The following is a 25,891-nucleotide window of genomic DNA, read 5'->3' on the forward strand; positions in this document are numbered from 1 at the left end:
AGGGACCAGTCTAGAGCAAATCCCGGCGCTCGATATTATCTGTATTGGCAGGGAGAATGAACAGCATACCATCCTTGCCCATCACCATTTTCCCGCCGAAGCCAGTGGTCACATCTTTCAGATAATAGGGCTCCAGAAAACCTATCGGCACCGCTGGAACGATATGGGAGAAGACCAGCATCTTGGCTTTGGCAGCCTTCGCTGATTCCGCGACCTCGGCTGGTGTGGCATGATAATCGGGAATATCAGCCATGATCTTTTCAATCCTTGGTCGTCCCGCTTTCTTCATCGCCGCCTCGACAATCGCAACCATCTCGGCGTTCAGCACTTCATGCACCAATACATCACAGCCATCGCAGACTTTTTCAATCGTCGTGCTTCGGGTGGTATCGCCGCTGAACACGATGGACCGGCCTTTATAGTCAAAGCGATAGCCGACAGCCGGCACCACCGGTTCATGATTGACCGCGAAAGCTATGATTTTCAGGCCATCCTGATCATAGACAATCTGCTCGGCCCCGTCCGTCGGTAGAGTAAAGGGCCGCGCAACCCCTCCGATTCCGGATGGTGGCATGATATCTTCGCCATGATGCGCCACGCGGTAGCGGGCATCGGCAGCATAAGCGATGTTTATCCCTTCGACGATCGGCGTTACGCCTTCAGGAGCAATAACCGGCAAAGGCTCGTCATGGCCGCCGCCCGCCCAGCGCTGCAGCAAAAGTTCACCCATCCCGTCAATATGGTCACTGTGAAAATGGGTCAGAAGCAATGCTTCAACCTGACCTGGACTGAGTCCCATTTCTCCCAATCGACGCACCGCTCCACCGCCTATATCTACAATGAAAAGCTTGCCATCGATGATCACGGCGGAACAGGGGCCAGCGCGGCTAGGGTCTGGCAGTGGCGATCCGGTCCCACATAAAGCCAGATGCATACCGTCGGGCAGATCGCCAATCACATCGCGGGTAGCCGCGGCTTCCATGGCATTGGCAAAAAGCCGCGAACCTATTTCCGGGCGCAAAAGCCATGTGGCACTGGCAAGGACGCCGACGCCGATCACCAGGCCCAGGATCAAACGTCTGCTGGAAAATTTTGATTTGCTCATCCATTCCTCCGGTCGGGTTTGATGATCTTAACATTCCACCAGATTGACTGCGAGACCGCCCTGCGATGTTTCCTTGTAACGCTCGCTCATATCCAAACCGGTTTTGCGCATTGTTTCGATCACTTCGTCCAGGCTCACCCGGTGCGTACCGTCGCCCATGATCGCAAGGCGGGCCGCTTCGATCGCTTTGACAGCGCCGACAGCATTGCGTTCGATACACGGCACTTGCACCAACCCAGCGACCGGATCGCACGTCAGTCCGAGATTATGCTCCATACCGATCTCGGCCGCATTCTCGACCTGTAAGGGCGTGCCACCCCATGCCGCTGTCAGGCCAGCCGCTGCCATCGAACAGGCGACGCCAACCTCGCCCTGACAACCCACTTCAGCCCCTGAAATGGACGCATTTTCCTTGAACAACGACCCGATGGCTGCGGCGGTCAGCAGAAACTTTTCGATACCTTCAACATCTGCCTTCGGGGAAAAGCGCTCGTAAAAACGGAGCACAGACGGCACGATACCTGCTGCCCCATTGGTCGGTGCGGTAACCACTTTGCCGCCAGCGGCATTTTCCTCATTCACGGCCAGAGCCCAAAGATTCACCCAGTCGAGGACGGTCAGCGGATCAGACAGCGCCCGTTCTTGCCGCTCCATCAAGCGAGCATGGATCAGGGGCGCCCGGCGTTTCACTTTCAGGCCTCCGGGCAAGATCCCTTCGGACCGGATGCCGCGATCAATACATTGTGACATCGCATCGGCAATCTCCCGGATGCCCGCGCTGATCTCTTCGTCGGATTTGGCGGCGCGTTCGTTGTTGCGCATGATGTCCGCGATGCACAGGCCTTTGGTCTTGGCGATATCGAGGAGATCGGCGCCTGAACAGAAAGGATGCGGCACGTCCCACAGACCGTTTTCGGGATCATTCGCTCCAATCTGATCCTCATCCAATATCGCGCCACCACCGACCGAATAATAGACACGGCTCGCCAGTTCCTCCCCATCCTTGAAGACCGTGAAGCGCATTGCGTTAGAGTGAAAATCCAGGCGCTTACGTTGATCAAAAATTACATCAACCTCTTCATCAAAGCCGATATCCTGCTTGCCATCAAGGCTGATCCGCGCCCGCGATCTGATCTGGTCGACCAGAGCATCGGCGGCATCCGGTTCGATATTATCCGGCACCTGTCCGGACAGGCCCAACAAGATCGCACGGTCAGTCGCGTGGCCTTTACCGGTTAGGGCAAGTGAACCGAACAATTTCGTTTCAACACGCGTGACTTGACCGAGCAGCGACTGATCGGCCAGCCGCGCCACAAAATTGGCCGCCGCTGACATCGGTCCCATAGTGTGAGAACTGGACGGTCCGACACCAATTTTGAACAGCTCAAATGTGCTAGCAACCATGGCCTGTTAAGACTTTTTCGTCGCAGCTATCCATTGGTCAACCATCGTCTCCAATATGCTCAAAGGCACCGAACCACCGCCGAGCACTGTGTCATGGAAACCTCTGATGTCGAAATCATCGCCAAGCTCTTTTTTCGCCTTGGCGCGCAGTTCCTGAATTTTCAGCATCCCGATCTTATAGCTCGTGGCTTGCGCTGGCATCACCAGATAACGGCGGACTTCGCTACGCACCGCTGTTTCCGGAATCGGCGAATTGGCGAGGAAATATTCGACCACTTTTTCCTCGCTCCAACCCTTGGTATGCAGGCCGGTATCGACCACAAGTCGGATCGCGCGCCAGATTTCCGTCGTCAGTCGGCCAAAATCGGAATAGGGGTCTTCATAAGCACCCATTTCTTTCGACAATAGCTCGGAATAGAGCGCCCATCCTTCGCCAAAGGCCGGAATATAGCCGCCCTGCGCGCGGAATTTCGGAATGCCCGTGAGTTCCTGCGCAATCGAGCTTTGCATATGGTGGCCGGGATTGCCTTCATGATAGGCGATCACCTCCAGGCTGTGGATCGGCATCGCACGCATGTCAGACAGATGCGCATAATAGGTTCCGGGGCGTGTCCCGTCCGGTGTGCCCGGCCGGTAATGCTGGGCCGCGCCGTCTTGTTCGCGGAAAGGCTCCACCCGCTTCACCACCAAATCGGCTTTCGGCAGGGTTCCGAAAAAGTCGGGCAAGCGTGTTTTGATGAACGCCAAATGCTTTTCGGCGGTATCAATATAGTCCTGCGCGCCCTTGTCATCTTCGGAGAAATAGAATTGGTCATCTTCGCGCAGGAAGGTGAAGAAGGCTTGCAGGTCGCCATCAAACTTCACCTTGTCCTTGATCGCTTCCATCTCGCTGCGAATACGCGCGACTTCCGAAAGGCCAATATTGTGAATCGCCTCCGCCGTCAGATCGGTCGTCGTCTGATTGGCGAGGCGGTAATCATAGAAAGCTTCGCCATTGGGCAGTTCGGAAACACCAAAAGGCGCTTCTTTTGTGTTGGGCAAATCCTGCTTGAACCAGGCAATGATCCGCTGATAGGCCGGCTTCAACGATCCTGTCAGCGCCGCGCGCGCTTGCTCTTTCAGCTCATCCGACCGGTCCTGCGTAATCGTGCCCGCTTTCACCAGCGCGGCCAATTTGCCCTCAGTTGCCTCCCATAGAGCTGACGGGCTGCCGGTATCAAATGGCGCACCGGTTGTGATTTTCTCGGACTGCTCGATCACCCCTTCATAAGCAAAACGGGGCGGCCGAGTGCCAGACCCGGCATTGGCTTGTGCTCGTGCAAGCAACTGGTCGAGTGCTCGCGCACTGCCTTTGAGGCGCTCAATGAAAGCAACCATGTCAGACTCGCTTGCGACGCGATGCTGGTTGATCAAAAAGGTGGGAAAGAAACTTTGCTGGCCATTAAATTGGTGCAGCACATAGCCATTTTGGCGAAACGGCACGCCCGCTTCAAACTGCTCTAGCCGGAAAAGCCACATGTCCCACGATATTTTCGCATCCGGCGATAACTTGTCATAATCAAAGTCTCGCTTCATCTCTGCCGTGGCATTTCGCATCCACGTCAACTGACGGTCTGCAGCTTCGACGGAGTAATCGTCAATCTGGTCATAAGCCGTCCGGCGGCCCAACAGGGTCTGACGGATTGGACTGAAAGCCAGCTGCTCTTCGAACTTATTGTCAAACCAGATGTTGAGACGGTCCGTCTCGGTTTCCATCGCATCTGCAACCACCGGAGCTGGCGGAGCTGACGATTGGGTTTGCACTGACTGCGCTGTCGCCGCGCAACCCGCCAATGTTGTGGAAGCCAATAGGAGCGTGAAAAACTTGGTCATGCGGTCTGATCCCTGTGCAAGAAGTTACATTCGCAACTGCATGGCACAGTCCGCGATGTTTGAAAACATTACGGATAAGTTGAACGACTACCTAAATCAAAAAAGGGGCCGGAAGTTTCCTTCCAGCCCCTCGTATTTTTCAGCGTGAGCTGAGCGTTTGGGTTTAGAAGCCCATGCCGCCCATGCCGCCGCCCATGCCGCCCATGTCAGGCATAGCAGGTGCGCCGCCAGCGCTGTCGTCCGGAGAGTCAGAAACAGCCGCTTCGGTGGTGATCAAGAGACCGGCAACCGAGCTAGCGTCCTGCAGAGCAGCGCGGACAACTTTGGTTGGATCGATCACACCAGATTTGACGAGATCTTCGTATTTATCGCTGAACGCGTTAAAGCCGTAGTTCTTATCTTTCTGATCGAGCAATTTGCCAGCGACAACCGCGCCGTCAAATCCAGCATTTTCAGCAATCTGACGAACTGGAGACTGAAGCGCTTTACGAACAATGTCGATGCCGCGGGTCTGGTCGTCATTATGGCCTTCGAGACCTTTCAGAGAAGCCGTTGCATAAAGAAGCGCGGTTCCGCCGCCAGGGACGATACCTTCTTCAACAGCAGCGCGGGTTGCGTGCAATGCATCGTCAACACGGTCTTTCTTCTCTTTCACTTCAACTTCGGTCGCACCGCCGACTTTGATCACGGCAACACCGCCAGCGAGTTTCGCCAGACGCTCTTGCAGTTTTTCTTTGTCATAGTCGGATGTGGTGTTTTCGATCTGCGCACGGATCGCTTCGACGCGAGCCTTAATGTCTTTCGACTTGCCAGCACCGTCCACAATGGTGGTGTTGTCTTTGTCGATGGTGACATTTTTCGCTTCACCGAGCATGCCAAGCGTAACGCTTTCCAGCTTGATGCCAAGATCTTCGGAGATCATTTCACCTTTGGTGAGGATCGCGATATCTTCGAGCATCGCTTTACGGCGATCACCGAAACCAGGGGCTTTCACTGCTGCGATTTTCAGACCGCCGCGCAGTTTGTTGACCACCAGAGTAGCCAGCGCTTCGCCTTCAATATCTTCGGCAATGATCAAAAGCGGACGTCCGGCTTGCACAACAGCTTCCAGGATTGGGAGCATTGGCTGCAAGTTGGTCAGCTTTTTCTCGTGGATCAGGATGTACGGGTTTTCGAGGTCTGCAATCATCTTGTCCGGGTTGGTGATGAAGTAAGGAGACAGGTAACCGCGGTCAAACTGCATGCCTTCAACAACGTCGAGTTCAAAGTCGAGGCCTTTGGCTTCTTCAACCGTGATAACGCCTTCTTTGCCGACTTTTTCCATCGCTTCTGCGATTTTCTGGCCAACTTCTACGTCGCCATTGGCAGAGATAACGCCAACCTGAGAGATTTCGCCGGAGCCTTTTACGTTTTTGGAACGTTTTTGCAGATCAGCAACAACCTTATCAACAGCCTGATCGATGCCGCGCTTCAGATCCATTGGGTTCATGCCAGCGGATACCGATTTCATGCCTTCGCGAACGATCGCTTGAGCCAAAACAGTCGCTGTGGTGGTGCCGTCGCCAGCAACATCATTGGTTTTCGATGCGACTTCGCGAAGCATCTGGGCGCCCATATTTTCGAACTTGTCTTTCAGTTCGATTTCCTTGGCAACCGATACACCGTCCTTGGTGATGCGCGGTGCGCCGAAGCTTTTGTCGAGAACCACGTTACGGCCTTTAGGACCGAGGGTTACTTTTACAGCGTCAGCAAGAATGTCGACACCGTTCAGGATGCGTTCGCGTGCGTCGCGACCAAATTTTACGTCTTTAGCAGCCATGTTATTTTCCTCTGCTTATGAGAATGAATGTTTAGTGGAATGAAATGCGATTATTCGACGATGCCGAGGATATCGCTTTCTTTCATGATGATCAGGTCTTTGCCTTCAACGGTGACTTCCGTGCCGGACCATTTGCCGAACAGGATCTTGTCGCCTTTTTTGACGTCGAGCGGTGTTGACTTGCCATTGTCGTCTTTCAAACCATTGCCAACAGCAACAACTTTACCTTCGGATGGTTTTTCCTGAGCGCTGTCTGGAATGATGATACCGCCAGCGGTTTTCGTGTCCGCTTCAACGCGGCTAACCAGTACACGATCATGTAGTGGACGAAATTTCATAAGTTTGCCTTTCTTATCCAAATTTACTTTCCTGCGGCCCCGCTCCTTTAGCCCGGGCCATCAAGATATATTCAATGGAGGATTAGCACTCCTTTGAGTCGAGTGCTAACGACGCTCATATGGGCTATTCTCAGCGATCGTCAAGGCTTTGCTGCAAAAAAATTCCGATTCTTTTTTCGGCTGTATCCATCAGAAAAATGCCGTTTTCAGAAATCAGACGGAGATTTTTCATGGTCATGAGAAAACAATTGTAACCATCCGGACCGATCCCGCGAAACTATCAATGAGCCTGCAAGACAGGTTCACCCCTATTATCCCAATTCCAAGAGAGGAAAACCCCATGTCTAACTCCATGATCAAAGCAACAGCTGCTGCCGCTGCCCTCGCCGCCGCTGCAACCATTGCCATTTCTCCAACCACCGCTGTTGCGGCGGGCGCCAAAGAGAAATGTTTCGGCATCGCGCTGAAAGGCAAGAATGACTGTGCCGCAGGACCAGGCACCAGCTGTGCCGGTACATCAACCGCCGATTATCAAGGCAATGCCTGGAAATATACCGCCAAAGGTGCCTGCGTTAAGGCCGGTGGTTCGTTGACCGCCAAAAAAGGCAACAAGAAGCCGGTAGCGCAGAGAGGCTAAGCCTTCTGCAAGTCTCTGGCGCAAAACTCTGTTTTACGCTAGGTTTTGCGGATGTTACCAAAGCTCACACCTCAAATTTTGATCTGTCCGTTATGAAAACGTCTATGTCACGCTCCCTCCCTCCATCAGGTGGCATAGGTCTGAAGTCAGTACATTATAATGATGTATTGTCTGAGGAAGTCGGATCAAAAAAACCCGGATGGGTCGAGGTGCATCCGCAGAATTACTTCGGTGATGGTGGTCCGCTCCATCGTTGGCTGACCGCCATCGCCGAAGACTATCCTTTGAGCTTTCACAGCGTTGGACTCTCCCTCGGCTCAGCTGACGGTCTCAATGCATATGATCTCGATAAGATTGCGTCTCTATGTGACCGTTACCAGCCAGCCATGGTATCCGACCATCTCAGCTGGAGCGGCAACGCCCATGACCGCTATCCTGATCTGCTCCCCATTCCCTACACCAAAGAAGCGCTGGATCACTTTGCCGCGCAGATCGGCAAGGTACAGGACCGGCTGAAACGCCCCATGCTGATCGAAAACCCGTCGCGTTATCTCAGCTACCGTGACGATGAGATGAGTGAGACCGATTTTATCACGGCGCTTTGCAATCAGGCGGGCTGCGGATTGCTGTTCGACATCAACAATGTCGAGGTCACCGCCACCAATGTCGGGCTCGACATGGAGGCCTATGTCGATGCGATAAATCCCGATATTGTCGGCGAGATGCATCTCGCTGGCCATGCCCGTGAAGACCATGAAAGCGGCCCTTTGCTGATCGATGATCACGGGTCAATTGTCAGCGATATCACCTGGCGGCTTTATGAACGCTTCATCACACGCGCCGGTCCCAAACCGACATTGATCGAGTGGGATACCGATATTCCCGCATATGATGTACTGATGGCCGAGGTCGCAAAGGTTGAAACGGTGCTCGGCAGCCATGTCTTGGACGAGAATCAACATGCCCTCGCTCGCTGAAGGTCAGTCGCGCTTCATTGCGTGTCTGCAAAAAGGCCCGGCGCATTTTCCCGATGATCTGTTCAGCGAGAGTGCGGATAGAGCGCTTATGGGTCTTAAGGCCCACGCCAATACCGTATCCCATGCGCGGCTCGTTGCGCTGGAAAATGCTTATCCCAAATTGCATGAGCATATGGGTCATGAGCCTTTCCATGCCATTTCTCGGGATTATATTGAGCAAGATCATATCCTGACCTGCGACATGAACAGTATCGCGTCAGGTTTTGCAGAATTTCTGGCGAAACGTGGCTTCAGCGAAACGGAAGTCGATCTGGCCCGGATAGAATGGGCCTGGATCAAAAGCTATCACAGCAGCGAAGCGCCGCCACTGGCACTGAATGATATCGCGACACTGGATGAAGCAAGCCTGCTTGGTCTCCGCATCGGTGCGCATCCAGCGATGCGGCTGATCAACCTCACCGGTGCGCTGTCTCCCGAACTTGCGGAATTGGGCGATGAAACGCCCGATTCGTTGATGATAGCACGCCCGGAAGCCGAAGTATTATTCCACCCGCTAACCCAGTTAGAGCATGAAATTGCAGAAAAAATTGCAAATATTTCAACAATGGGTAACCTTTTGGCTTCGGCCATCGAACTGGGTGGTGAAGACACTGCAATGGAACGACTTATAAAAATGATCCAGGCAGGCGTAATGATAAAAATTTGATGGGGTAACGAACATGATGAACCTGATTAAAAAAGCGATTAACCTGGTAAGCGGCGCAGTTCCTGAGGCAATTGCATTGCTCTTTGCCCGCGTAGCGCTGGCCGGAATCTTCTGGCGCTCGGCACGTACCAAAGTCGAGGATGGCAGTTTTCTGACAATGAAAGAGCTGACCGTCGATCTGTTTCGCGATGAATATGGCATGCCATTTCCGGAAATTACCGGTTTGATCGCAACCTATGCCGAGCATTTCTTCCCGATATTGCTGGTGTTGGGCCTTGCAACCCGTTTTGGCGCTGCCGGACTGCTTGTAATGACCTTGGTCATCCAGTTTTTCGTCTATCCTGAAGCTTGGTGGTCTGTGCATATTATCTGGGTTGCTTTGGCACTGGTCCTGATTACACGTGGCGGCGGTCTATTCTCCCTCGACAAACTGGTTGGCGGGAAACTGGGCTAAGCTGGTAAGCGGAGAGCAGGCATGATCGCCAATGAAGAAACATTGCGCCACTTAATGGTCAAGGCGCAGGGCGGGGACAAGCAATGCTATGCCAGCCTGCTGACCGAGTGCGAAAAATGGCTAAGACGCTATTATGCGCGCAAGATCAATCCGGCGGAAGTCGATGATCTGGTACAGGAAACGCTGATCTCGCTGCACAAAAAACGGGCCAGCTATGATCCAACCAAGGCGTTTCTGCCCTGGCTCGCAGCAATCGGGCGTTATCGTTGGATCGATGGCCTCCGCAAAATTTATCGCCACGAACATGGCGAGTTGAACGAGGAACTGGTTGCTGATCCACAAGATGAGGATGTAACCGCCAAGGTGAGTCTGGAACGTTTGCTGGGTATGATCCCGGATAAACAGGCCGATGTTATCGCCATGGTAAAGATTGAAGGACTAAGCATTGCCGAAGCCGCGGCAAAAACCGGCCAGTCGGAATCACTGGTGAAAGTAAATATCCATCGGGGGCTTAAGAAAATGAGCGCCCTTATCGAGAGTGAATGAAATGAGTGAAGTAGCAAATAGTCTGATCGATGACCTGGTCGATGATCTTGCCCCGGTCCGTACCCTGAAGCCTTCGGGCGGTATGGCAGTGGCTGCGATCCTGATGTTGGCTGTCTCTTCCAGTGTGGCCTTCTTTCTGGGCGTGCGCGGTGATCTGGCGATGGGGATGGCCCATCAGATGTTCTTTCTGCGCAGTGGCGTGCTCTTGATGCTTGGTATTGCAACCGCCTTTGCTGCAGCCAATATGGCCCGGCCTGGTGTTGGCAATTTAAATCGCGGATGGATTTGGGCGCTGGTTACGGCAGCATTGTTCCCGCTGACGGCAGCGATTATGAGCGCCATCAATATGCCGCCAGTAGAAGCTTTACGGCCGGCTGAAGGTCTCCGCTGCCTGACGGTCAGCATGATGTCTGCGCTGGTCATCGGCGGTGGCCTCACCACATGGCTGCGTCAAGGTGCACCAACTTCACCGGAACGTGCTGGCTGGCTGGTCGGCATTGCATCCGGCGCTTTGGGAGCGGCGGCTTATAATATTTTCTGCCCGTTTAATGACATTTACTATATCGGATTGTGGTTCACCCTGCCGGTACTGGTCAGTGCCATAGTGGGTCGGATTATCGTACCACGTCTTATCCGCTGGTAATTTCCCAAACGCATAACCATATTAAAGGCGGCGGTCAGCAATGATCAGCCGCCTTTTTTGTGGAGAATGACGACAATGCAGTTTGCCCGTGCAGCTTGGAAATTTCTGGTAGCGATCAAAGACGCTTTGGTGCTGATCGCGATGTTGCTGTTTTTTGCAGTGCTTTACGCGGCTCTTTCGGCCCGACCCAATGTCGCAGCGATTAGTGACGGCGCACTGCTGCTCGACCTGAAAGGCGTAATTGTCGAACAGCCTGCTCAGCAGGATTTCACCGCAATGTTCACCAATAATGAAAATACGGTTCGCGAATATCGGTTGCGGGATGTGGTCCGTGCAATTGATGCCGCGGCCGAGGATGACCGGGTGAAAGCCGTGGTTCTTGATCTCAGCACTTTCATGGGCGCCGGACAAACCAGCCTTAACGCAGTGGGCGAGGCGCTGGCGCAGGTTAAACAGGCGGATAAGCCAATTTATGCCTATGCCAATTTCTACAGCGACGATAGCTATCAGCTTGCGGCACACGCCGATGAAATCTGGATGGATCCGATGGGCGGCATTGTCTTTGCCGGTCCCGGCGGCAACCGGCTCTACTACAAAAATCTGATCGACCAGCTTGGCATCACTGCCAATATCTATCGCGTCGGTACCTATAAGAGCGCCGTTGAACCCTATATGCGCGATAATCAGTCGCCAGAAGCCAAGGAAGCATCGGAAGCGCTTTATTCCGTGCTCTGGGACAGCTGGCTAACGGAAGTCAAAAAGGCGCGTCCACAAGCTGTGATTGAGCCCTATGCCGACGATCCAGCAACATTCATTAAAACTGCCGGTGGAGACTATACCAAAATCGCTGTCGAGCAGAAACTGGTCGATAAAATTGGCGACCGGGTTGCCTTTGGTCGCTATGTCGCCACCAAAGTAGGTGAAGATACAAAGCCCTCACCCGATAGCTTCAAGACGATCGCCTATGACAACTATGTCGCTGCTAATCCTGAAGGGAGCAGTGGTGAAGCCATTGGTGTCATCACCGTTGCCGGAGAAATCGTAAGCGGCAAGGCTGGCCCTGGTATTGCTGCGAGCGGCCGTATCGCTGAACAGATCTACAAGGCCCTGGAAGACAATCAGATCAAGGCGCTGGTCGTACGGGTCAATTCTCCTGGCGGCTCTGCCTTCGCCAGCGAAGAAATCCGCCTCGCCCTTGCTGACATCAAAAAGGCCGAGATCCCGATTGTTATTTCGATGGGCGATGTCGCAGCCAGCGGCGGCTATTGGATCGCCGCGGCAGGTGATCATATCATGGCCGAGCCAGATACAATTACCGGGTCCATTGGCGTCTTCGCCGTCTTGCCCAGTTTTGAAAAAGCTTTAGGCAAATGGGGTGTTACCGCTGATGGCGTGCAAACCACACCTCTGTCTGGCGAACCGGACTTTGTTGGTGGTTTCAGCGAAGATCTCGATACCGTCCTGCAATCCGGGGTGGAACATAGCTATGAAGATTTCCTCAGCCTCGTCGGAAAGGCACGCGGCAAAACCAACGCAGAGGTTGATACCATTGGTCAGGGGCGCGTCTGGGACGGCGGCACTGCCCGGCAACTGGGGCTGGTCGACAGTTTTGGCGGCATGACTGAAGCGCTGGCCGAGGCGGCGAAACGCGCCGATCTGGAAGAAGGCGACTATCATGCGAAATATCTGGAAGCGACACCAACGTTCAAATGGTTGCCGCTCGGCGGCACGCCCTTTGGTGAAACCGAACAGGCACCGGTAACCGGCGTGGTCGGTTGGGTTGCACGCCAGCAAAAGGTGGTCCTTGCCGATGCGCTATACACCGCTCGCGGATTAATGGCGCGCGAAGATGTGCAGGCACTGTGCCTGGAATGTGGCGGACTGGGGCGTCAACCTCAAACCCGGGGCACAATGCCTAACCTGTTCGATCTGCTGCGTAGCTATTCGCTATCCCCGGCACCGCGATAGGATGGCAACGACAACCCTTTGACAATAGCCAAAGCGCGCAAGGCAAAACCGGCAACGAACGCGATCAACGCGGCGGTTGTTCCCGGCATGCCGGTTTGGACCAGTCCGACAAATGCGAAGGCCGACAAGGCGCCGGCAGTCACATATAGCTCTGGTCGGATAATGATGGACGGCTCTCCTGCGACCAGATCGCGGATGACACCGCCGACACTCGCGGTGATGATGCCCATGATCGCTGCGGGTACCGGATCAATGCCCAGTTGCATTGCCTTGGCGGCACCAAAAACAGAATAGGCCGCGAGTCCAATGGCATCAAACCAGTCCACCGCCGCCGGTCGCCATATCCGCACAGGCGTAATCCAGATAATCAACGCAATGGCGAGGCAAAGGATCGGCACGCGGCTATCCTGCACCCAGAAAACCGGCGCACCAATTAGCAAGTCCCGCACGGTTCCGCCGCCGACACCAGTGACCAAAGCAAAAAACGCAAATGTCACCAAAGTCTGTCCATTGCGCGCCGCAACCAGAGCCCCGGATATGGCAAAAACAGCGATACCAAACAGGTCGAGCCAGCCCAGCGCGTTATAGAGGATCGCGCTATTCAATCGCCTTTCCTTCTTGTGCGGGAACCACGGGTGAACAGCATGACAAAACCCAAAATCGAACCGAACAGCGCTAATGCGGCAAATCCGATCAATATTGGGTGGCTGGTATCTTCACGGGTTTGGAGATCCATGATGTGGAGACCCCACATGAAATCAAAGACACGCCAGAACTGGGTGCGGACCGCAAGCAATTCCCCTGTATCGGCATCGATATAGAACCGCGCATCGTCTTCGAAAATCACCTGCCAGGACGGGCGATCCCGCCGTAGATCTGACGGCGACTGATCCGCCGCGAAACGCTGCACCGAAGTGATTGCACTATCATCCGAACGCGCCGCTATGGCCAGCGCGCTGGCATCTGCAGCAGCGATGGGTGGTAGCAATTTTCCTGTCGCCGCATCGGCACGCCTTTTGCCGCCATCGGCATAGGTGATCACCCAGAACGGCCCCTGCGCATTTTGCTGCAAGGTCAGATTCTGGGCCTGCCGGCCCTCAAGAACCGGGGCCACCGGCATGATGGGTTGGAGCGCTGGCAGAGCCGCGCGCAAGTGATTGCCACGCACGGTTTCGATAGGCTGCGACACCATCAACAGGCCAGATGCGGTCCACAATATGATCGGCACACCGATCAGCCAGCCCAGCCAAATATGCCAACGATAAAATTTCCCGTGCATGGGCTATTCGCTGGTCAGTAACGCGCCGATCTGGCGCGCACCGGCTATGGCGCTATGATCCTGATAGCGATCAGCAATGACCTGCATTCCAACGGGCAGACCGTCAACTTGACCGATCGGCAGGACGGTCGCTGGCAAGCCCGGGAATGTTACCAGTCCAGACCAGGCGAGTTGTTCAGCAGCAGGGTGATCCACACCGTCAATCGACAAGGTTCGGTCCTTCATCGGCCTGATATCATGGGGAAAGGCTGGCATGCTCGAAGGCGGTGCAATCACATAATCATATTCCGCAAAAAAATCTCGCCAACGCCGCTGGTTACGGGCCTGGGCATCCAGCAACGCGAACCAATCGGCCGCCGTCACCACTGTGCCATCCGGCCGCGGTGCTCCGGCCATCATGATGGTGTTGAGCATATGCAGATAATCACGATGCTGCTGTTCGAGATCCGGCAGTAATTTCGTAGCGCGCGCAACCTCTGCCCCGCCATCCTCTAACCGGTCGACGACGGCCTCCATGCATTGCCGCATACCCTCGCCCATGGTCACACAGGGATGGTCTGTCAGCAGCAATATGCGCATATCAGCCAAGGATTTCAGCTGTTTGGGAAGTGGTCGATCCAGCGTCACATCGAACAAAAGCTCCAGGTCATCAGCGTTGCGGGCCAGAGGTCCTACGACCGAAAGCGGGCGAAAAGCACCCTCCTTGAAACCGGGCATGAAATGGCCTTCGCCGCTTACCACGCCATAGGTTGGTTTGTGCCCCCAGATACCGCAATAATGGGCCGGGACGCGGATCGAACCGCCAATGTCCGATCCATATTCCAGTGCCACCATCCCGCTGGCCACAGCAGCGGCTCCGCCACCGGACGATCCGCCGGGCGAGCGACCCAGATCATGGGGGTTGCTGGTGCGCCCATAGATAGGGTTCTCGGAAAACATATCGGCAAGCATGGGCGGCACGTTGGTTTTTCCAAGGATGACCGCGCCTGCGGCTTTGAGGCGTTGGACAACCAAAGCATCTGCATCGGCAATATTACCGGCCGCCGCTTCCATGCCCCAACTGGTTGGCAGTCCAGCGATGTTGAAGCTTTCCTTGACCGTCATCGGAACGCCGAGCAACGGGCTTTGGTCACCTTTTGCCAACCGCGCATCGGCATCGCGGGCAGATTGCCGGGCGCGCTCGAAGTCGCGCACGACCACAGCGTTTATCGGCCCGTCCAGCGATTCTATCCGATCGATGGCGGCGTCGGTCGCTTCAACCGCCGATAATTTTCCTGCGGCAATATCGGCTGCCACAGCTTTCGCACTCGGTTGATCTGTAAGGGAAGGGATTGTCATATATTTCTCTCCGCTACAGAATATGCGCTGGTAATAATGCTGTCGTCAAATCACATATGAATCGGTTTGCCCTGCACCGCCATCGCCGCTTCTTTTATCGCTTCGCTATGCGTCGGGTGTGCGTGACAAGTATAGGCAATATCTTCACTTGTTGTGCCGAATTCCATCGCCTGTGTGACTTGCGCGACAAGCGTTCCCGCGAGCGAAGAAATGATATGCGCGCCCAGCACACGGTCGGTTTCCGCGTCCGCGATCACTTTCACATAACCATCGGTATCGCGATTGGTCTTTGCCCGGCTGTTACCGGCAAACGGAAACTTGCCGACCTTGTAAGCCACGCCGCTTTCCTTAACCTCTTCCTCGGTCTTACCAATGCTGGCAATTTCCGGATAGGTATAGACGACGCCCGGGATCAGGTCATGATTCACAATACCCTGCTGACCGGCGACAAATTCCGCTGCCGCAATGCCCTCATCCTCGGCCTTGTGCGCAAGCATCGGTCCGGGGGTGACATCACCGATCGCATAAACACCTTTCACCGCGGTCTGAAAATCATGACCGACTTCAATCTGGCCATGTTTGTTGGTTTCCAGTCCTGCCTTTTCAAGCGCCAGACCATCGGTATTGGGTTTGCGACCAATGGCGACCAGCACCGCATCGGCTTCAATGGTTTCGGCATCACCGCCTTTGGCCGGCTCGACGGTCAGAGTCGCTTTCTTACCCTTGACGGTCACACCGGTTACCTTGGTGCCAGTCTTGATATCAAAACCCTGTTTCTTGAAGATGCGCGCGGCATCCTTGCGGATATCGCCATCCATTCCGGGCAGGATCTTGTCGAGATATTCGACAACCGTGACCTTGGCGCCAAGCCGCAGCCAGACGCTGCCCAGTTCCAGACCAATTACACCGCCGCCAATGACAACCAGATGGTTTGGCACTTTCGGCAGTTCGAGCGCGCCGGTGCTGTCGACGACGACATGCTTGCTATTGTCAATGTCCACGCCGGGCAGCGGAGTGACCGAAGAGCCCGTCGCGATGATGATATTTTTCGCGGTGACCGTCTTGTCGCCGATCTTCACGCTGTTCGCACTTTCAAATGCGCCGCGCCCTTTTAGCCATTCAACCTTGTTCTTCTTGAACAGAAATTCAATCCCGCCGGTGAGCTCTTCAACCGCCTTGGACTTCTCCGCGTGCATCTGTTTGAGATCAAGCTTCGCGCCAGTCAGCTTGATACCGAATTTTTCGAGTGCCCCCGAATGGGCCTCATGATAAAGTTCGGAAGCGTGCAGCATCGCCTTGGAGGGGATGCAACCAACATTGAGGCAAGTGCCGCCCAATGTCTCGCGGCTTTCGACGCAAGCGGTTTTCAAGCCGAGCTGCGCGGCGCGAATAGCCGCGACATAACCGCCGGGGCCGGAGCCGATTACCAGAACATCATAGTCATATTCACTGTTAGCCATATTCTGCCTCTTGGTTCGTCATCCCAAATCTATTGGGGATCTTTGTAGATGCTAAAACAGATTCAGCGTGACGAGTTAGGGTTGTTACCTAGGTTACAAATCAATCAAAAGCCGGGTCGGGTCTTCAATTGCTTCCTTGATCCGCACCAGGAAAGTCACCGCCTCGCGACCATCGATCAGGCGGTGATCATAGCTCAGCGCCAAATACATCATCGGGCGGGCTTCAATTGATCCGTCCGGCATTACCACGGGACGTTGTTCGATCCGGTGGAGGCCGAGCACCGCTGATTGCGGCGGGTTGATAATCGGGGTCGACATGAGCGAGCCGAAGACACCGCCATTGGAAATCGTGAACGTGCCGCCCTTCATGTCGGCCATGGTCAGCGTGCCGTCCTTGGCGCGTTTGCCAAAATCACCGATGGTGTTCTCGACATCGGCAAAGCTCATCGCCTCGGCATTGCGGATCACTGGCACCACGAGGCCGTTGGGCGCGCTCACCGCAACCGAAATATCGACATAATCGTGATAGACAATTTCATCACCATCAATCTGCGCGTTGACCGACGGAACATCTTTCAATGCAAGGCAAGCGGCTTTCGCAAAGAAACCCATGAAGCCCAGCTTCACGCCATGTTTCTTGGCAAATAGCTCCTTATATTTGCTGCGCGTTTCCATCACCGCGGTCATGTCGACATCGTTGAAGGTCGTCAGCAAGGCCGCCGTATCCTGTGCCTCCTTAAGGCGCTTGGCGACGGTCTGACGCAAGCGGGTCATCCGGACGCGTTCTTCATTGCGCGTGCCGCTGGCTGCTGGCGCAGGGGTCGGAGCTTCCGCACCGGTAGCCGTGCCTTTCTCAACCAGTGGCGGGGGCGCGCCGGTTTTCACAAATTGCTCGACATCATCCTTGGTCAGCCGGCCATCTTTGCCAGTGCCCTTGATCTTGCTGGGATCCACGCCATGTTCGAGCACCAGACGCCGGACCGCAGGCGACAAGGTAATCGAGGATGCGGTATCTTCTTCTGCCGCAGGCTCCGCCTTGGTCGCTGCCGGTGCCGGAGCGGCTTTTGCCGCCGATGACGCGGCTCCACTGCCCGCTTCAATCTTTGCGATGATCGCTCCGACTTCGACCGTGTCACCCACCGCAACCAGATGCTCGCCCAATGTGCCGGCTTCAGGTGCCGGTACTTCCAGTGTCACCTTGTCGGTTTCCAGGCTCGCAATGGGCTCATCCGCATCAACTGCATCACCGGGTTGCTTGAGCCATTCGCCCAGTGTCGCTTCGGTGATCGATTCGCCCAATACGGGGACTTTTACATCTGTTGCCATAGTCTTATGCTCACTTTCATCGGCGGAATTTTCCGCTCATAATCACTTTTTTACCGAATGGCCCAAGGCTTCGGCAACCAGCTTTTCCTGTTGTTCTTTATGCCGCGAGGCTAGCCCCGTTGCCGGTGAAGCACATGCCACGCGCCCGGCATAGACCGGATCAGTCGGTCCCACTTTCGCCTGCTCCAGACAATCTTCCAGATAAGGCCTGACGAAATCCCAGCTGCCGTTATTTTTCGGCTCTTCCTGTGCCCAGACGAGAGTCTCGAGATTTGTCATCCGTTTCAGGCGCACCACCAGTGGTTCGGCCGGGAAGGGGTAAAGTTGCTCAATCCGGACAATCGAGGTATTCTTATCTTTGGCGGAGTCACGCGCTTCGATCAGGTCATAGGCAACCTTGCCAGAACACAACACCAGCCGCTTGATATCTTTGTCCGCGGGCGGATTGGTGTCCGACTTGATCCGCATGAAATGATGGTCGCCCTGAAACTCCTCGGCGCTCGACACTGCCATTTTGTGGCGCAGCAGCGACTTGGGCGTCATGATGACCAGTGGCTTGCGGAAACTGCGCAGCATCTGGCGGCGCAGCACGTGGAAATAATTGGCCGGTGTCGTGATGTTCGCGACCTGGATATTATCCTGCGCGCAGAGTTGCAGGAAGCGCTCCAACCGGGCCGAACTATGCTCTGGCCCCTGCCCTTCATAGCCATGCGGCAGAAGCATCACGAGGCCGTTGGCGCGGAGCCATTTGGCCTCGCCGGAGGCGATAAACTGGTCGATCATGATCTGCGCGCCATTGGCAAAATCACCAAATTGCGCTTCCCACAACACCAGAGTTTTCGGGTCCGCACCAGAATAGCCATATTCAAAGCCGAGCACGCCATATTCGGACAGCGGGCTATCCAGCACTTCAAACCGGCCATGGGGAACGGTGCTCAGCGGCACATATTTCTCTTCAGTGTCCTGATCGACCCACACGGCATGACGCTGAGAGAAGGTCCCGCGTCCGCTATCCTGACCGGACAGGCGGACATTATAACCTTCAGCAACCAGCGAACCATAAGCCAGCGCCTCGCCGGTCGCCCAGTCGAAATTTTCACCGGATTGGAACATCTTGGCCTTGGCATCGAGGACGCGGCCCAATGTTTTGTGAATCTTGTGCCCGTCGGGAACGGTGGTCAGTGTCCGTCCCAGACTCTCGAACAATTTGGCATCAATCGCCGTTTCCACGTTGCGCCTTGCTGTTTCGGGATCAGCGGGAACATGAAGCCCCTGCCAGCGGCCGCCAAACCAGTCGGCTTTGTCCGGCTCATAATCATCCGCAGCCTTGAATTCGCCTTCGAGATGTTCGGCAAACGCCTTGCGTGTGCTCGTACCCCAGTCCGCGTCGATCACACCTTCTTCCACCAGCCGCTGCTCATAAAGCTTGCTCACCTTGGGATGCTTTTTGATCGCGGCATACATGATCGGCTGAGTGAAACTGGGTTCATCGCCTTCATTATGACCAAAGCGGCGATAGCACCACATGTCGATCACAATATCGCGGCCAAAGCGCTGACGGAACTCGATCGCGATCTTGCAGGCAAAGGTCACTGCTTCGGGGTCATCGCCATTCACATGGAAAATCGGTGCCTGCACACCTTTGGCCACGTCTGATGGATAAGGCGAACTGCGCGCAAATTGCGGACTCGTGGTGAAGCCGATCTGATTGTTGATCACGAAATGGATGCAGCCGCCGGTATTGTAACCGCGGATACCCGAAAAACCGAGACATTCCCAGACAATGCCTTGTCCCGCAAAGGCCGCATCGCCGTGGATCAGTACGGGCAAGACCTGCTCATGCTTGGTGAGATCATCGCGCGCCACTTGCTGCGCGCGAACCTTGCCGAGCACCACCGGATCCACCGCTTCGAGATGCGAGGGATTGGGGACCAGCGACATATGGACATTAATGCCATCAAATTCGCGATCGGTTGAGGTGCCCAGATGATATTTCACATCGCCAGAGCCACCCACTTCATCCGGGTTGGCCGAGCCGCCGTGAAACTCATGGAAGATCACCTTGTAAGGCTTGGCCATCACATTGGCGAGAATGTTCAGCCGTCCGCGATGGGCCATGCCATAGACAATATCGCGTACGCCAGCCGCGCCGCCATTTTTGATAATATTCTCGAGCGCCGGCAGCATCGATTCGCCGCCATCAAGACCGAAACGCTTGGTCCCGACATATTTCTTGCCGAGGAAATTTTCATATTCCTCGCCCTCAATCACCTTGTTGAGGATCGCTTTCTTTCCCTCCGGCGTAAACTGAATGGCAGCGTCCTTGCCCTCCATCCGGTCCTGCAGAAAGCGCCGCTCCACGGTGTCAGCAATATGCATATATTCAAGGCCAACCGAGCCGCAATAATTGGCCCGCAATACCGCCTCAATTTCCTTGATCGACGCGGTTTCGAAACCCAATACACCGCCCAGATAGACGGGCTTGTCCAGCTCATCCGCCTTGAAGCCATGAAATTCAGGAGTCAGGTCAGCCGGCTCCTCCAGCTTGGACAGGCCAAGCGGATCCAGATTGGCACCAAGATGTCCGCGCACCCGATAGGTGCGGATCAGCATCATCGCGCGGATCGATTTTTCCGCCGCCAAAGCCACTTCGGCGTCGGACATGGACTTGCCGGATTTCGCCGCAGCGGCCTTGATCTCGACACCCATTTGCGTGGGGTCGAGCGCGCTGTTCAGCTCATCAGCGTCATCAATCGGCCAATGTTTCTTTTGCCAGCTCGGACCTTCTTCCGTTTCCGGTGAACCGTTAAATTCCTGACCTTCTAATCCCATGATAAGTTCCTTGGGGAGGGCGGCCCCTGCCTGCGCAGGGGCACTAGACTATCTTCAGACCGTTTCTTTCAGCATCGCATCCAATGTGATGCCCAGCTCTGACGGGCTTGGCGACACGCGAATGCCGGCCGCTTCCATCGCCGCGATTTTGTCTTCCGCACCGCCCTGGCCGCCGGAGACAATCGCGCCAGCATGGCCCATGCGGCGACCCGGAGGTGCCGTCAGACCAGCGATAAAGCCGACCATCGGCTTGCTGCGGCCCTTTTTGGCTTCGTCCGCGATAAATTGCGCCGCTTCTTCTTCCGCGCTGCCACCGATTTCACCGATCATGATGATCGACTTAGTATCGTCATCGGCGAGGAACAGCTCGAGCACGTCGATAAAGTTGGTGCCGTTGACCGGATCACCGCCAATGCCGACCGCTGTGGTCTGGCCCAGGCCAACCGCCGTGGTCTGATGCACCGCCTCATAGGTGAGCGTACCGGAACGTGAGACCACGCCAACTGAGCCCTTCTTGAAGATGCTGCCGGGCATGATGCCAATCTTGCATTCGTCAGGGGTCAAAACGCCGGGGCAGTTAGGGCCGATGAGCCGCGACTTGGAGCCTTGCAGCGCCCGTTTCACCCGCACCATGTCGAGCACCGGAACACCTTCGGTAATCGCAACAATCAGTTCAATCTCGGCATCAATGGCTTCAAGGATCGAGTCCGCTGCAAATGGCGGCGGCACATAAACCACAGAGGCAGTCGCACCGGTCGCGTCTTTGGCTTCGGCGACCGTGTCATAGTTTGGCAGGCCAATATGGGTGGTTCCGCCCTTGCCCGGTGTAACACCAGCGACCATTTGCGTGCCATAAGCCAGCGCCTGTTCGGTATGGAACGTGCCGGTATTACCGGTCATGCCTTGGGTGATAACTTTGGTGTTCTTGTCGATTAAAATGCTCATTTTTTTCTCCTAAAGAAGTCGAAAAAACTTCCCTTAACTGTATCATTCGACTGTTGGGACACTTGGAATTCCGAAGATATCTGTCTCCAAGCTCCTCCTGATGGATCTCTCAATTGGTCGCTAGGAAAGTATATTTCGCCGTCGCCCTCATCTCCGCTAACATCGTAAAACCCCACTTTGTGTTTCACCGCTAGCTGACGGACCAACGGATATGCTTCCTCAGCCTCAGACCACGCAAATGCTGCATAAATTACATCCTTGCCGATGCTGTAGTCTGATAGCTTTGCATTACTCAAATCATCGTCCGAAATATCTGGACCATTCATATTGGGATATTCTGCAGTAATTGCAGCATACCATTCTTGAAGACATGGACTGGTCACAACGGGATCAGAATAGTTATGAGACTCAGGCCACTCAGTCTGAGCCTGAAACCATTCAAGAAAATCGCCGCGCTCGCGAGGGGCGACTGTTTCTTCAAACACCATCAGATCATAGCTCATGTGAATTAAGCCAGACTCGAATCCAGCCCCTTACACGCTTCCAGCAATTCCTTCACCGCGTCGACCGACACGTTGAAATTGCCCTGCGCTTCTTCGCTCAGTTCAATCTCGATGACCTTTTCGACACCGTCTTTGCCGATGATGCACGGCACGCCGACATAGAGATCATCAACACCATATTGGCCGGTGAGATGGGCTGCGGCAGGCAGCACGCGGCGCTTATCCTTGAGGTAGCTTTCCGCCATCATGATCGCGCTGGTCGCTGGCGCATAATAAGCCGAGCCATTGCCAAGCAGGCCGACAATCTCTCCGCCGCCGCCGCGGGTACGCTTCACGATTGCGTCGATATTTTCCTGTGTGGTCCAGCCCATTTTGATGAGATCAGGGATAGGGATACCGGCAACCGTTGAGTATGCCGGCACCGGCACCATCGTATCGCCATGGCCGCCAAGAACGAAGGCGGTGACATCTTCCACCGATACTTCAAACTCTTCAGCGAGGAAGTGACGGAAGCGCGCGCTGTCTAGAACGCCAGCCATGCCGACAACCTTGTTATGCGGCAGACCGGAAAATTCGCGCAATGCCCAAACCATCGCGTCGAGCGGGTTGGTGATGCAAATAACAAAAGCATCCGGTGCATGGGCCTTGATGCCGTCGCCAACCGCTTTCATGACCTTCAGGTTGATACCAAGCAGATCGTCGCGGCTCATGCCGGGTTTGCGCGGAACACCGGCGGTCACGATGATGACATCGGCGCCCGCAATATCGGCATAGTCATTCGTGCCTTTGAGATTGGAGTCGAACCCGTCAACTGGCGCAGCCTGACTGAGGTCGAGCGCTTTACCAGCGGGCATGCCCTCTGCAATATCAAACAGGACGACATCGCCCATTTCCTTGGAAGCAGCGAGATGGGCAAGCGTGCCACCAATCATGCCAGCGCCAATCAGCGCAATTTTGTTACGGGCCATTGGAAAAATTCTCCTGAAATCAGAGTCGTAGAAAGACGTGCCCGATGGATTAGGCTTATCCACAGGCAATTTCAACCGCAGAACGCACCAATTTACGGGCTTTCTTTGCAACTGGTTTGCAATAGCAATAGCGGGGTGAGAGTTGCCAGAAGATCACCGCAAGGCAAACATGTTGAGAATGCGGATCAGAAGGTGATCTGCGCTTTCCTACACGGCTCTGTCTATGATAAAATACCCGCCTTATCTCCCGGCTTTTTGAAGAGGAATGATCCGATATGCGATATCCATTTTGCGTTGCCCGAAAAGGTCGAAACTATTGCATCAATCGACTGCGAACTGTGTGAACTTTGGGATGACGGATGGTCGAAGACTCCAGGACAATGGCAAACCTTCGCTTCTCCGCGCCTTCGCGCGACATCAGATGCCAAACATCGCACTCCAACACCCTGTGAACCGTGTGAACTTTGGCCAAGCCCAACCGCTTCGGAGCAGCCCAATAGAGCCCTGTTCACATTGTCAACTTCACCCCTGCCCCCGCATCTTTTGCTTTGCCAAGACCGGTACCGCGCGGCATGATGTCGAAAAAGAAATCAGGAGAGAATAAGCCCATGCTGAGCAAAGGCGACGATTATCCGCTGCACCAGACGCCGGAGCCGATGGCGGTGTCCGGCGACAACCGGAATTTCTATGACCGCTATTTCTTCAATGGCTACAGCGCCGATGGCAGTATCTTTTTTGCCGCTGCTCTGGGCGTCTATCCGCAGCTCGATATCATGGATGCCGCCTTTTGCGTGTCGATCGACGGTCAGCAGCATAATCTGCGCGCCTCCAAACGCATGGGCAGTGAACGACTCGAGCTCAGCGTCGGTCCGATCACCATAGAGATTGTCGAACCGCTGCAAGAGTTGCGGATCATCGTCAGCGAAAATTCCAAAGAAACCGGTTGCCCAATCACGGCTGATATCCGCTTCACCGCCCGCCATAGGCCGATTGAGGAGCCACGCTTCATTCGCCGCGAGGGACCGCGCATGGTCATGGACTATACCCGCCTGACCCAAAATGGTGGCTGGTCCGGGACATTGCATATCGGTGACCAAGAACTGATACTTTCACCGGAAACACACCGCGGCACACGGGATCGCAGCTGGGGCATCCGCCCAGTGGGCTCACCGGAATCCCAACCGCCACCAGCCGGAGCATTACCGCAATTCTGGTGGCTCTGGACGCCGCTCAACTTCGCTAATCATGCCTGTTTCTTTCACAGCAATGATGATGGCGACGGATTGCCCTGGAACCGTCGCGGTGTCGTTGATGCAATCGCCGACAAACGCCAGGAGTTTGAACCCGGCAGTTTTGATATCAGCTATCATAGCGGGACACGGCGGGTGAAGCAGCTGGACCTGGAAACGGCAGACGGCGCGCTGTCCATCACCCCGCGCGCCGGTGATGCGACGCGAACTTTCTATATGTCCGGCCTTGGCTATATGCATCCGGAATGGGGTCATGGGATGGACCACGGGCCGCTGGAAACCGCCTATGACGCAATCGATCTCGCCAATGTGCCGGATCATGACATGCTCTACATCCATATTCAGGCGCTCAGCGATGCAGTGCTGACGAGTGGCGATGATCGTCATGACGGTATCGGCATTGTTGAACAATTATTTGTCGGCCCCCACAAGACCAGCGGGCTTACCGACCTGCTGCACCCCGCACCATGAGCGCCGCATTCCCGCTCCGCCCGGAAGAATTTGATCCGCGCTGGGTTGAGGACGTGTTTGGTGCGCCGTCTGGATCGCTGCAATCGATGACCCACAAGCCGGTGGGTACCGGACAGGTATGTGACAGTTTCCGCTTCATTTGTGACTGGCAGGAGGGCGACTATCCCACCAGCTTTGTCGCCAAATGTCCAAGTGCCGACCCAGTCAGCCGCGGGGCAGCGGCGATCTTCCATCTCTATGATATGGAGGTGGGCTGGTACCGGGATGTTGCCGGACAATCCGGTGTTGGCTGCCCGGGTTGCTATCATGCCGCAATTGGCGAGGACGAGACACAATTTGTCCTGATGCTCGAAGATATGGCGCCGGCGCGGCAAGGCGATCAGCTGGCTGGTGCAACGCAGACACAGGTACAATCCGCGATCGGTGAGGCCGCCGCGCTGCACAGTTTTCAGCCTGAAACCGGAACGCTGGAGCAATATAGCTGGTTGCTCCACGGTCAAGGCAATGGCGACTATATGCGGCAGGCGTTGCCCGCTATCTATCCCGAATTTCGCAAGCGTTTCGCGAGCAGATTAAGCGCCGATATATTGGATATGGGCGCGGAACTGATCGCGAAATTTGGTAACTATCTTGAACGCGAACCTGGGCGTCCCTGCATCACGCACAGCGACATGCGGCTCGACAATATTTTGTTCGATGAGGGCGGTGCGCGCGCCATTTTGGTGGATTGGCAAACCGCAACATTAGGCAATGGCGCAAACGATATTGCCTATCTGATCGGGACCAGTTTCGCGGATCCGCAAGAGCGGGCATCAGTGGAGCAGAAGCTGATTTCCGACTATCTATCTTGCCTATCATCAAATGGGATTGAGCAGGATCATGACCTGTTCTGGCAGGACTATCGTCGCCATGCCTTTTCCGGTTTCATCATGGCAATCAACGCCTCGATCCATGTCGAACAGACCGAACGCGGCGATGAGATGTTTGCGGTAATGGCCGAACGTCCCGCGCAAATGGCGCTCGATCTCGACAGTTTGAGCCTGCTTTAGA

At 55.1% G+C, this 25,891-nt stretch carries 23 protein-coding genes; 9 read left to right on the plus strand and 14 right to left on the minus strand.

What is annotated here, in order from left to right; translation table 11 throughout:
* Positions 1 to 10: 10 nt before the first annotated feature.
* The 5 genes from DG177_RS10075 to groES all read right to left on the minus strand — a co-directional run bounded on the left by DG177_RS10075 (position 11) and on the right by groES (position 6,538).
* Positions 11 to 1,105, minus strand: a complete 1,095-nt coding sequence (locus DG177_RS10075) for an MBL fold metallo-hydrolase (RefSeq protein ID WP_108811358.1) — start codon at positions 1,103 to 1,105, stop codon at positions 11 to 13.
* Positions 1,106 to 1,132: 27 nt separating this feature from the next.
* The gene (locus DG177_RS10080) at positions 1,133 to 2,509 is read right to left on the minus strand and encodes an L-serine ammonia-lyase (RefSeq protein ID WP_108811359.1); all 1,377 of its coding nucleotides are present in this window, start codon (positions 2,507 to 2,509) and stop codon (positions 1,133 to 1,135) included.
* A 6-nt stretch (positions 2,510 to 2,515) separates the two neighbouring features.
* The gene (locus DG177_RS10085; protein WP_108811360.1) at positions 2,516 to 4,381 is read right to left on the minus strand and encodes a DUF885 family protein; all 1,866 of its coding nucleotides are present in this window, start codon (positions 4,379 to 4,381) and stop codon (positions 2,516 to 2,518) included.
* A gap of 163 nt (positions 4,382 to 4,544) precedes the next feature.
* Complete coding sequence (groL, locus tag DG177_RS10090) at positions 4,545 to 6,200, minus strand: chaperonin GroEL (protein ID WP_108811361.1); 1,656 nt, start codon at positions 6,198 to 6,200, stop codon at positions 4,545 to 4,547.
* Positions 6,201 to 6,250: 50 nt separating this feature from the next.
* Entirely contained in the window at positions 6,251 to 6,538 is a 288-nt protein-coding gene (gene groES, locus DG177_RS10095) for a co-chaperone GroES (protein ID WP_108812913.1), read from the minus strand.
* A 340-nt stretch (positions 6,539 to 6,878) separates the two neighbouring features.
* Between groES and DG177_RS10100 the strand changes: the two genes are divergently transcribed.
* From DG177_RS10100 to sppA, 7 genes are all read left to right on the plus strand, one after another.
* Positions 6,879 to 7,175 carry a BufA1 family periplasmic bufferin-type metallophore gene (locus tag DG177_RS10100; protein ID WP_108811362.1) on the plus strand — a complete coding sequence of 99 codons (297 nt, stop codon included), beginning with the start codon at positions 6,879 to 6,881 and terminating at the stop codon, positions 7,173 to 7,175.
* A 104-nt stretch (positions 7,176 to 7,279) separates the two neighbouring features.
* Positions 7,280 to 8,152, plus strand: a complete 873-nt coding sequence (bufB, locus tag DG177_RS10105) for an MNIO family bufferin maturase (RefSeq protein WP_337658718.1) — start codon at positions 7,280 to 7,282, stop codon at positions 8,150 to 8,152.
* Positions 8,136 to 8,858, plus strand: a complete 723-nt coding sequence (locus DG177_RS10110) for an HvfC/BufC family peptide modification chaperone (RefSeq protein ID WP_337658719.1) — start codon at positions 8,136 to 8,138, stop codon at positions 8,856 to 8,858. The genes bufB and DG177_RS10110 overlap by 17 nt, the downstream gene beginning before the upstream one ends.
* A 13-nt stretch (positions 8,859 to 8,871) precedes the next feature.
* Positions 8,872 to 9,312: a DoxX family membrane protein gene (locus DG177_RS10115; RefSeq protein ID WP_108811365.1), complete on the plus strand. Its 441-nt coding sequence runs from the start codon at positions 8,872 to 8,874 to the stop codon at positions 9,310 to 9,312.
* A gap of 21 nt (positions 9,313 to 9,333) precedes the next feature.
* Positions 9,334 to 9,858 carry a sigma-70 family RNA polymerase sigma factor gene (locus DG177_RS10120; protein ID WP_108811366.1) on the plus strand — a complete coding sequence of 175 codons (525 nt, stop codon included), beginning with the start codon at positions 9,334 to 9,336 and terminating at the stop codon, positions 9,856 to 9,858.
* A 1-nt stretch (position 9,859) separates the two neighbouring features.
* Positions 9,860 to 10,501, plus strand: a complete 642-nt coding sequence (locus tag DG177_RS10125) for an NrsF family protein (protein ID WP_108811367.1) — start codon at positions 9,860 to 9,862, stop codon at positions 10,499 to 10,501.
* A 66-nt stretch (positions 10,502 to 10,567) separates the two neighbouring features.
* On the plus strand, positions 10,568 to 12,469 hold the full coding sequence (gene sppA / locus DG177_RS10130; protein WP_337658720.1) for a signal peptide peptidase SppA: 1,902 nt from the start codon (positions 10,568 to 10,570) through the stop codon (positions 12,467 to 12,469).
* On the opposite strand, the gene DG177_RS10135 is transcribed toward sppA, so the two are convergent.
* The 9 genes from DG177_RS10135 to mdh form a co-directional block, all read right to left on the minus strand.
* Positions 12,442 to 13,074, minus strand: a complete 633-nt coding sequence (locus DG177_RS10135; protein ID WP_108811369.1) for a TRIC cation channel family protein — start codon at positions 13,072 to 13,074, stop codon at positions 12,442 to 12,444. The two genes, sppA and DG177_RS10135, sit on opposite strands and share 28 nt — an antisense overlap.
* Positions 13,071 to 13,748 carry a PepSY domain-containing protein gene (locus DG177_RS10140; protein ID WP_108811370.1) on the minus strand — a complete coding sequence of 226 codons (678 nt, stop codon included), beginning with the start codon at positions 13,746 to 13,748 and terminating at the stop codon, positions 13,071 to 13,073. The genes DG177_RS10135 and DG177_RS10140 overlap by 4 nt, the downstream gene beginning before the upstream one ends.
* Before the next feature lie 3 nt (positions 13,749 to 13,751).
* Positions 13,752 to 15,086 (minus strand): amidase family protein, encoded by a 1,335-nt coding sequence (locus DG177_RS10145; protein WP_108811371.1) that lies wholly within the window; start codon positions 15,084 to 15,086, stop codon positions 13,752 to 13,754.
* Positions 15,087 to 15,136: 50 nt separating this feature from the next.
* Positions 15,137 to 16,546 (minus strand): dihydrolipoyl dehydrogenase, encoded by a 1,410-nt coding sequence (gene lpdA, locus DG177_RS10150; RefSeq protein ID WP_108811372.1) that lies wholly within the window; start codon positions 16,544 to 16,546, stop codon positions 15,137 to 15,139.
* A gap of 93 nt (positions 16,547 to 16,639) precedes the next feature.
* Positions 16,640 to 17,872, minus strand: coding sequence for a 2-oxoglutarate dehydrogenase complex dihydrolipoyllysine-residue succinyltransferase (gene odhB, locus DG177_RS10155; RefSeq protein ID WP_108811373.1), 1,233 nt, complete (start codon positions 17,870 to 17,872; stop codon positions 16,640 to 16,642).
* A 42-nt stretch (positions 17,873 to 17,914) separates the two neighbouring features.
* Positions 17,915 to 20,704, minus strand: coding sequence for a 2-oxoglutarate dehydrogenase E1 component (locus DG177_RS10160; protein WP_108811374.1), 2,790 nt, complete (start codon positions 20,702 to 20,704; stop codon positions 17,915 to 17,917).
* 54 nt (positions 20,705 to 20,758) lie between these two features.
* On the minus strand, positions 20,759 to 21,649 hold the full coding sequence (gene sucD, locus DG177_RS10165) for a succinate--CoA ligase subunit alpha (protein WP_108811375.1): 891 nt from the start codon (positions 21,647 to 21,649) through the stop codon (positions 20,759 to 20,761).
* On the minus strand, positions 21,646 to 22,152 hold the full coding sequence (locus DG177_RS10170) for a hypothetical protein (protein ID WP_337658721.1): 507 nt from the start codon (positions 22,150 to 22,152) through the stop codon (positions 21,646 to 21,648). Before DG177_RS10170 ends, sucD begins: the two co-directional genes overlap by 4 nt.
* Positions 22,153 to 22,157: 5 nt before the next feature.
* Positions 22,158 to 23,120, minus strand: a complete 963-nt coding sequence (mdh, locus tag DG177_RS10175) for a malate dehydrogenase (RefSeq protein ID WP_108811376.1) — start codon at positions 23,118 to 23,120, stop codon at positions 22,158 to 22,160.
* Between the two features lie 608 nt (positions 23,121 to 23,728).
* Between mdh and DG177_RS10180 the strand changes: the two genes are divergently transcribed.
* A complete protein-coding gene (locus tag DG177_RS10180) occupies positions 23,729 to 24,841 on the plus strand; it encodes a hypothetical protein (RefSeq protein WP_108811377.1) in 1,113 nt (370 codons plus the stop codon).
* On the plus strand, positions 24,838 to 25,890 hold the full coding sequence (locus DG177_RS10185) for a phosphotransferase (protein ID WP_108811378.1): 1,053 nt from the start codon (positions 24,838 to 24,840) through the stop codon (positions 25,888 to 25,890). The genes DG177_RS10180 and DG177_RS10185 overlap by 4 nt, the downstream gene beginning before the upstream one ends.
* Position 25,891: the final 1 nt, after the last annotated feature.

Source organism: Sphingorhabdus sp. Alg231-15 (assembly GCF_900149705.1).
Classification (GTDB): Bacteria; Pseudomonadota; Alphaproteobacteria; order Sphingomonadales; family Sphingomonadaceae; genus Parasphingorhabdus.

Excerpts from the sequence above, each read along its gene's own strand:
- DG177_RS10075 (WP_108811358.1), bottom strand. The coding sequence starts at position 1,105 with ATGAGCAAATCAAAATTTTCCAGCAGACGTTTGATCCTGGGCCTGGTG.
- DG177_RS10080 (WP_108811359.1), bottom strand. The coding sequence starts at position 2,509 with ATGGTTGCTAGCACATTTGAGCTGTTCAAAATTGGTGTCGGACCGTCC.
- DG177_RS10085 (WP_108811360.1), bottom strand. The coding sequence starts at position 4,381 with ATGACCAAGTTTTTCACGCTCCTATTGGCTTCCACAACATTGGCGGGT.
- groL (WP_108811361.1), bottom strand. The coding sequence starts at position 6,200 with ATGGCTGCTAAAGACGTAAAATTTGGTCGCGACGCACGCGAACGCATC.
- groES (WP_108812913.1), bottom strand. The coding sequence starts at position 6,538 with ATGAAATTTCGTCCACTACATGATCGTGTACTGGTTAGCCGCGTTGAA.
- DG177_RS10100 (WP_108811362.1), top strand. The coding sequence starts at position 6,879 with ATGTCTAACTCCATGATCAAAGCAACAGCTGCTGCCGCTGCCCTCGCC.
- bufB (WP_337658718.1), top strand. The coding sequence starts at position 7,280 with ATGTCACGCTCCCTCCCTCCATCAGGTGGCATAGGTCTGAAGTCAGTA.
- DG177_RS10110 (WP_337658719.1), top strand. The coding sequence starts at position 8,136 with ATGCCCTCGCTCGCTGAAGGTCAGTCGCGCTTCATTGCGTGTCTGCAA.
- DG177_RS10115 (WP_108811365.1), top strand. The coding sequence starts at position 8,872 with ATGATGAACCTGATTAAAAAAGCGATTAACCTGGTAAGCGGCGCAGTT.
- DG177_RS10120 (WP_108811366.1), top strand. The coding sequence starts at position 9,334 with ATGATCGCCAATGAAGAAACATTGCGCCACTTAATGGTCAAGGCGCAG.
- DG177_RS10125 (WP_108811367.1), top strand. The coding sequence starts at position 9,860 with ATGAGTGAAGTAGCAAATAGTCTGATCGATGACCTGGTCGATGATCTT.
- sppA (WP_337658720.1), top strand. The coding sequence starts at position 10,568 with ATGACGACAATGCAGTTTGCCCGTGCAGCTTGGAAATTTCTGGTAGCG.
- DG177_RS10140 (WP_108811370.1), bottom strand. The coding sequence starts at position 13,748 with ATGCACGGGAAATTTTATCGTTGGCATATTTGGCTGGGCTGGCTGATC.
- DG177_RS10145 (WP_108811371.1), bottom strand. The coding sequence starts at position 15,086 with ATGACAATCCCTTCCCTTACAGATCAACCGAGTGCGAAAGCTGTGGCA.
- lpdA (WP_108811372.1), bottom strand. The coding sequence starts at position 16,546 with ATGGCTAACAGTGAATATGACTATGATGTTCTGGTAATCGGCTCCGGC.
- odhB (WP_108811373.1), bottom strand. The coding sequence starts at position 17,872 with ATGGCAACAGATGTAAAAGTCCCCGTATTGGGCGAATCGATCACCGAA.
- DG177_RS10160 (WP_108811374.1), bottom strand. The coding sequence starts at position 20,704 with ATGGGATTAGAAGGTCAGGAATTTAACGGTTCACCGGAAACGGAAGAA.
- sucD (WP_108811375.1), bottom strand. The coding sequence starts at position 21,649 with ATGAGCATTTTAATCGACAAGAACACCAAAGTTATCACCCAAGGCATG.
- DG177_RS10170 (WP_337658721.1), bottom strand. The coding sequence starts at position 22,152 with ATGAGCTATGATCTGATGGTGTTTGAAGAAACAGTCGCCCCTCGCGAG.
- mdh (WP_108811376.1), bottom strand. The coding sequence starts at position 23,120 with ATGGCCCGTAACAAAATTGCGCTGATTGGCGCTGGCATGATTGGTGGC.
- DG177_RS10180 (WP_108811377.1), top strand. The coding sequence starts at position 23,729 with ATGCTGAGCAAAGGCGACGATTATCCGCTGCACCAGACGCCGGAGCCG.
- DG177_RS10185 (WP_108811378.1), top strand. The coding sequence starts at position 24,838 with ATGAGCGCCGCATTCCCGCTCCGCCCGGAAGAATTTGATCCGCGCTGG.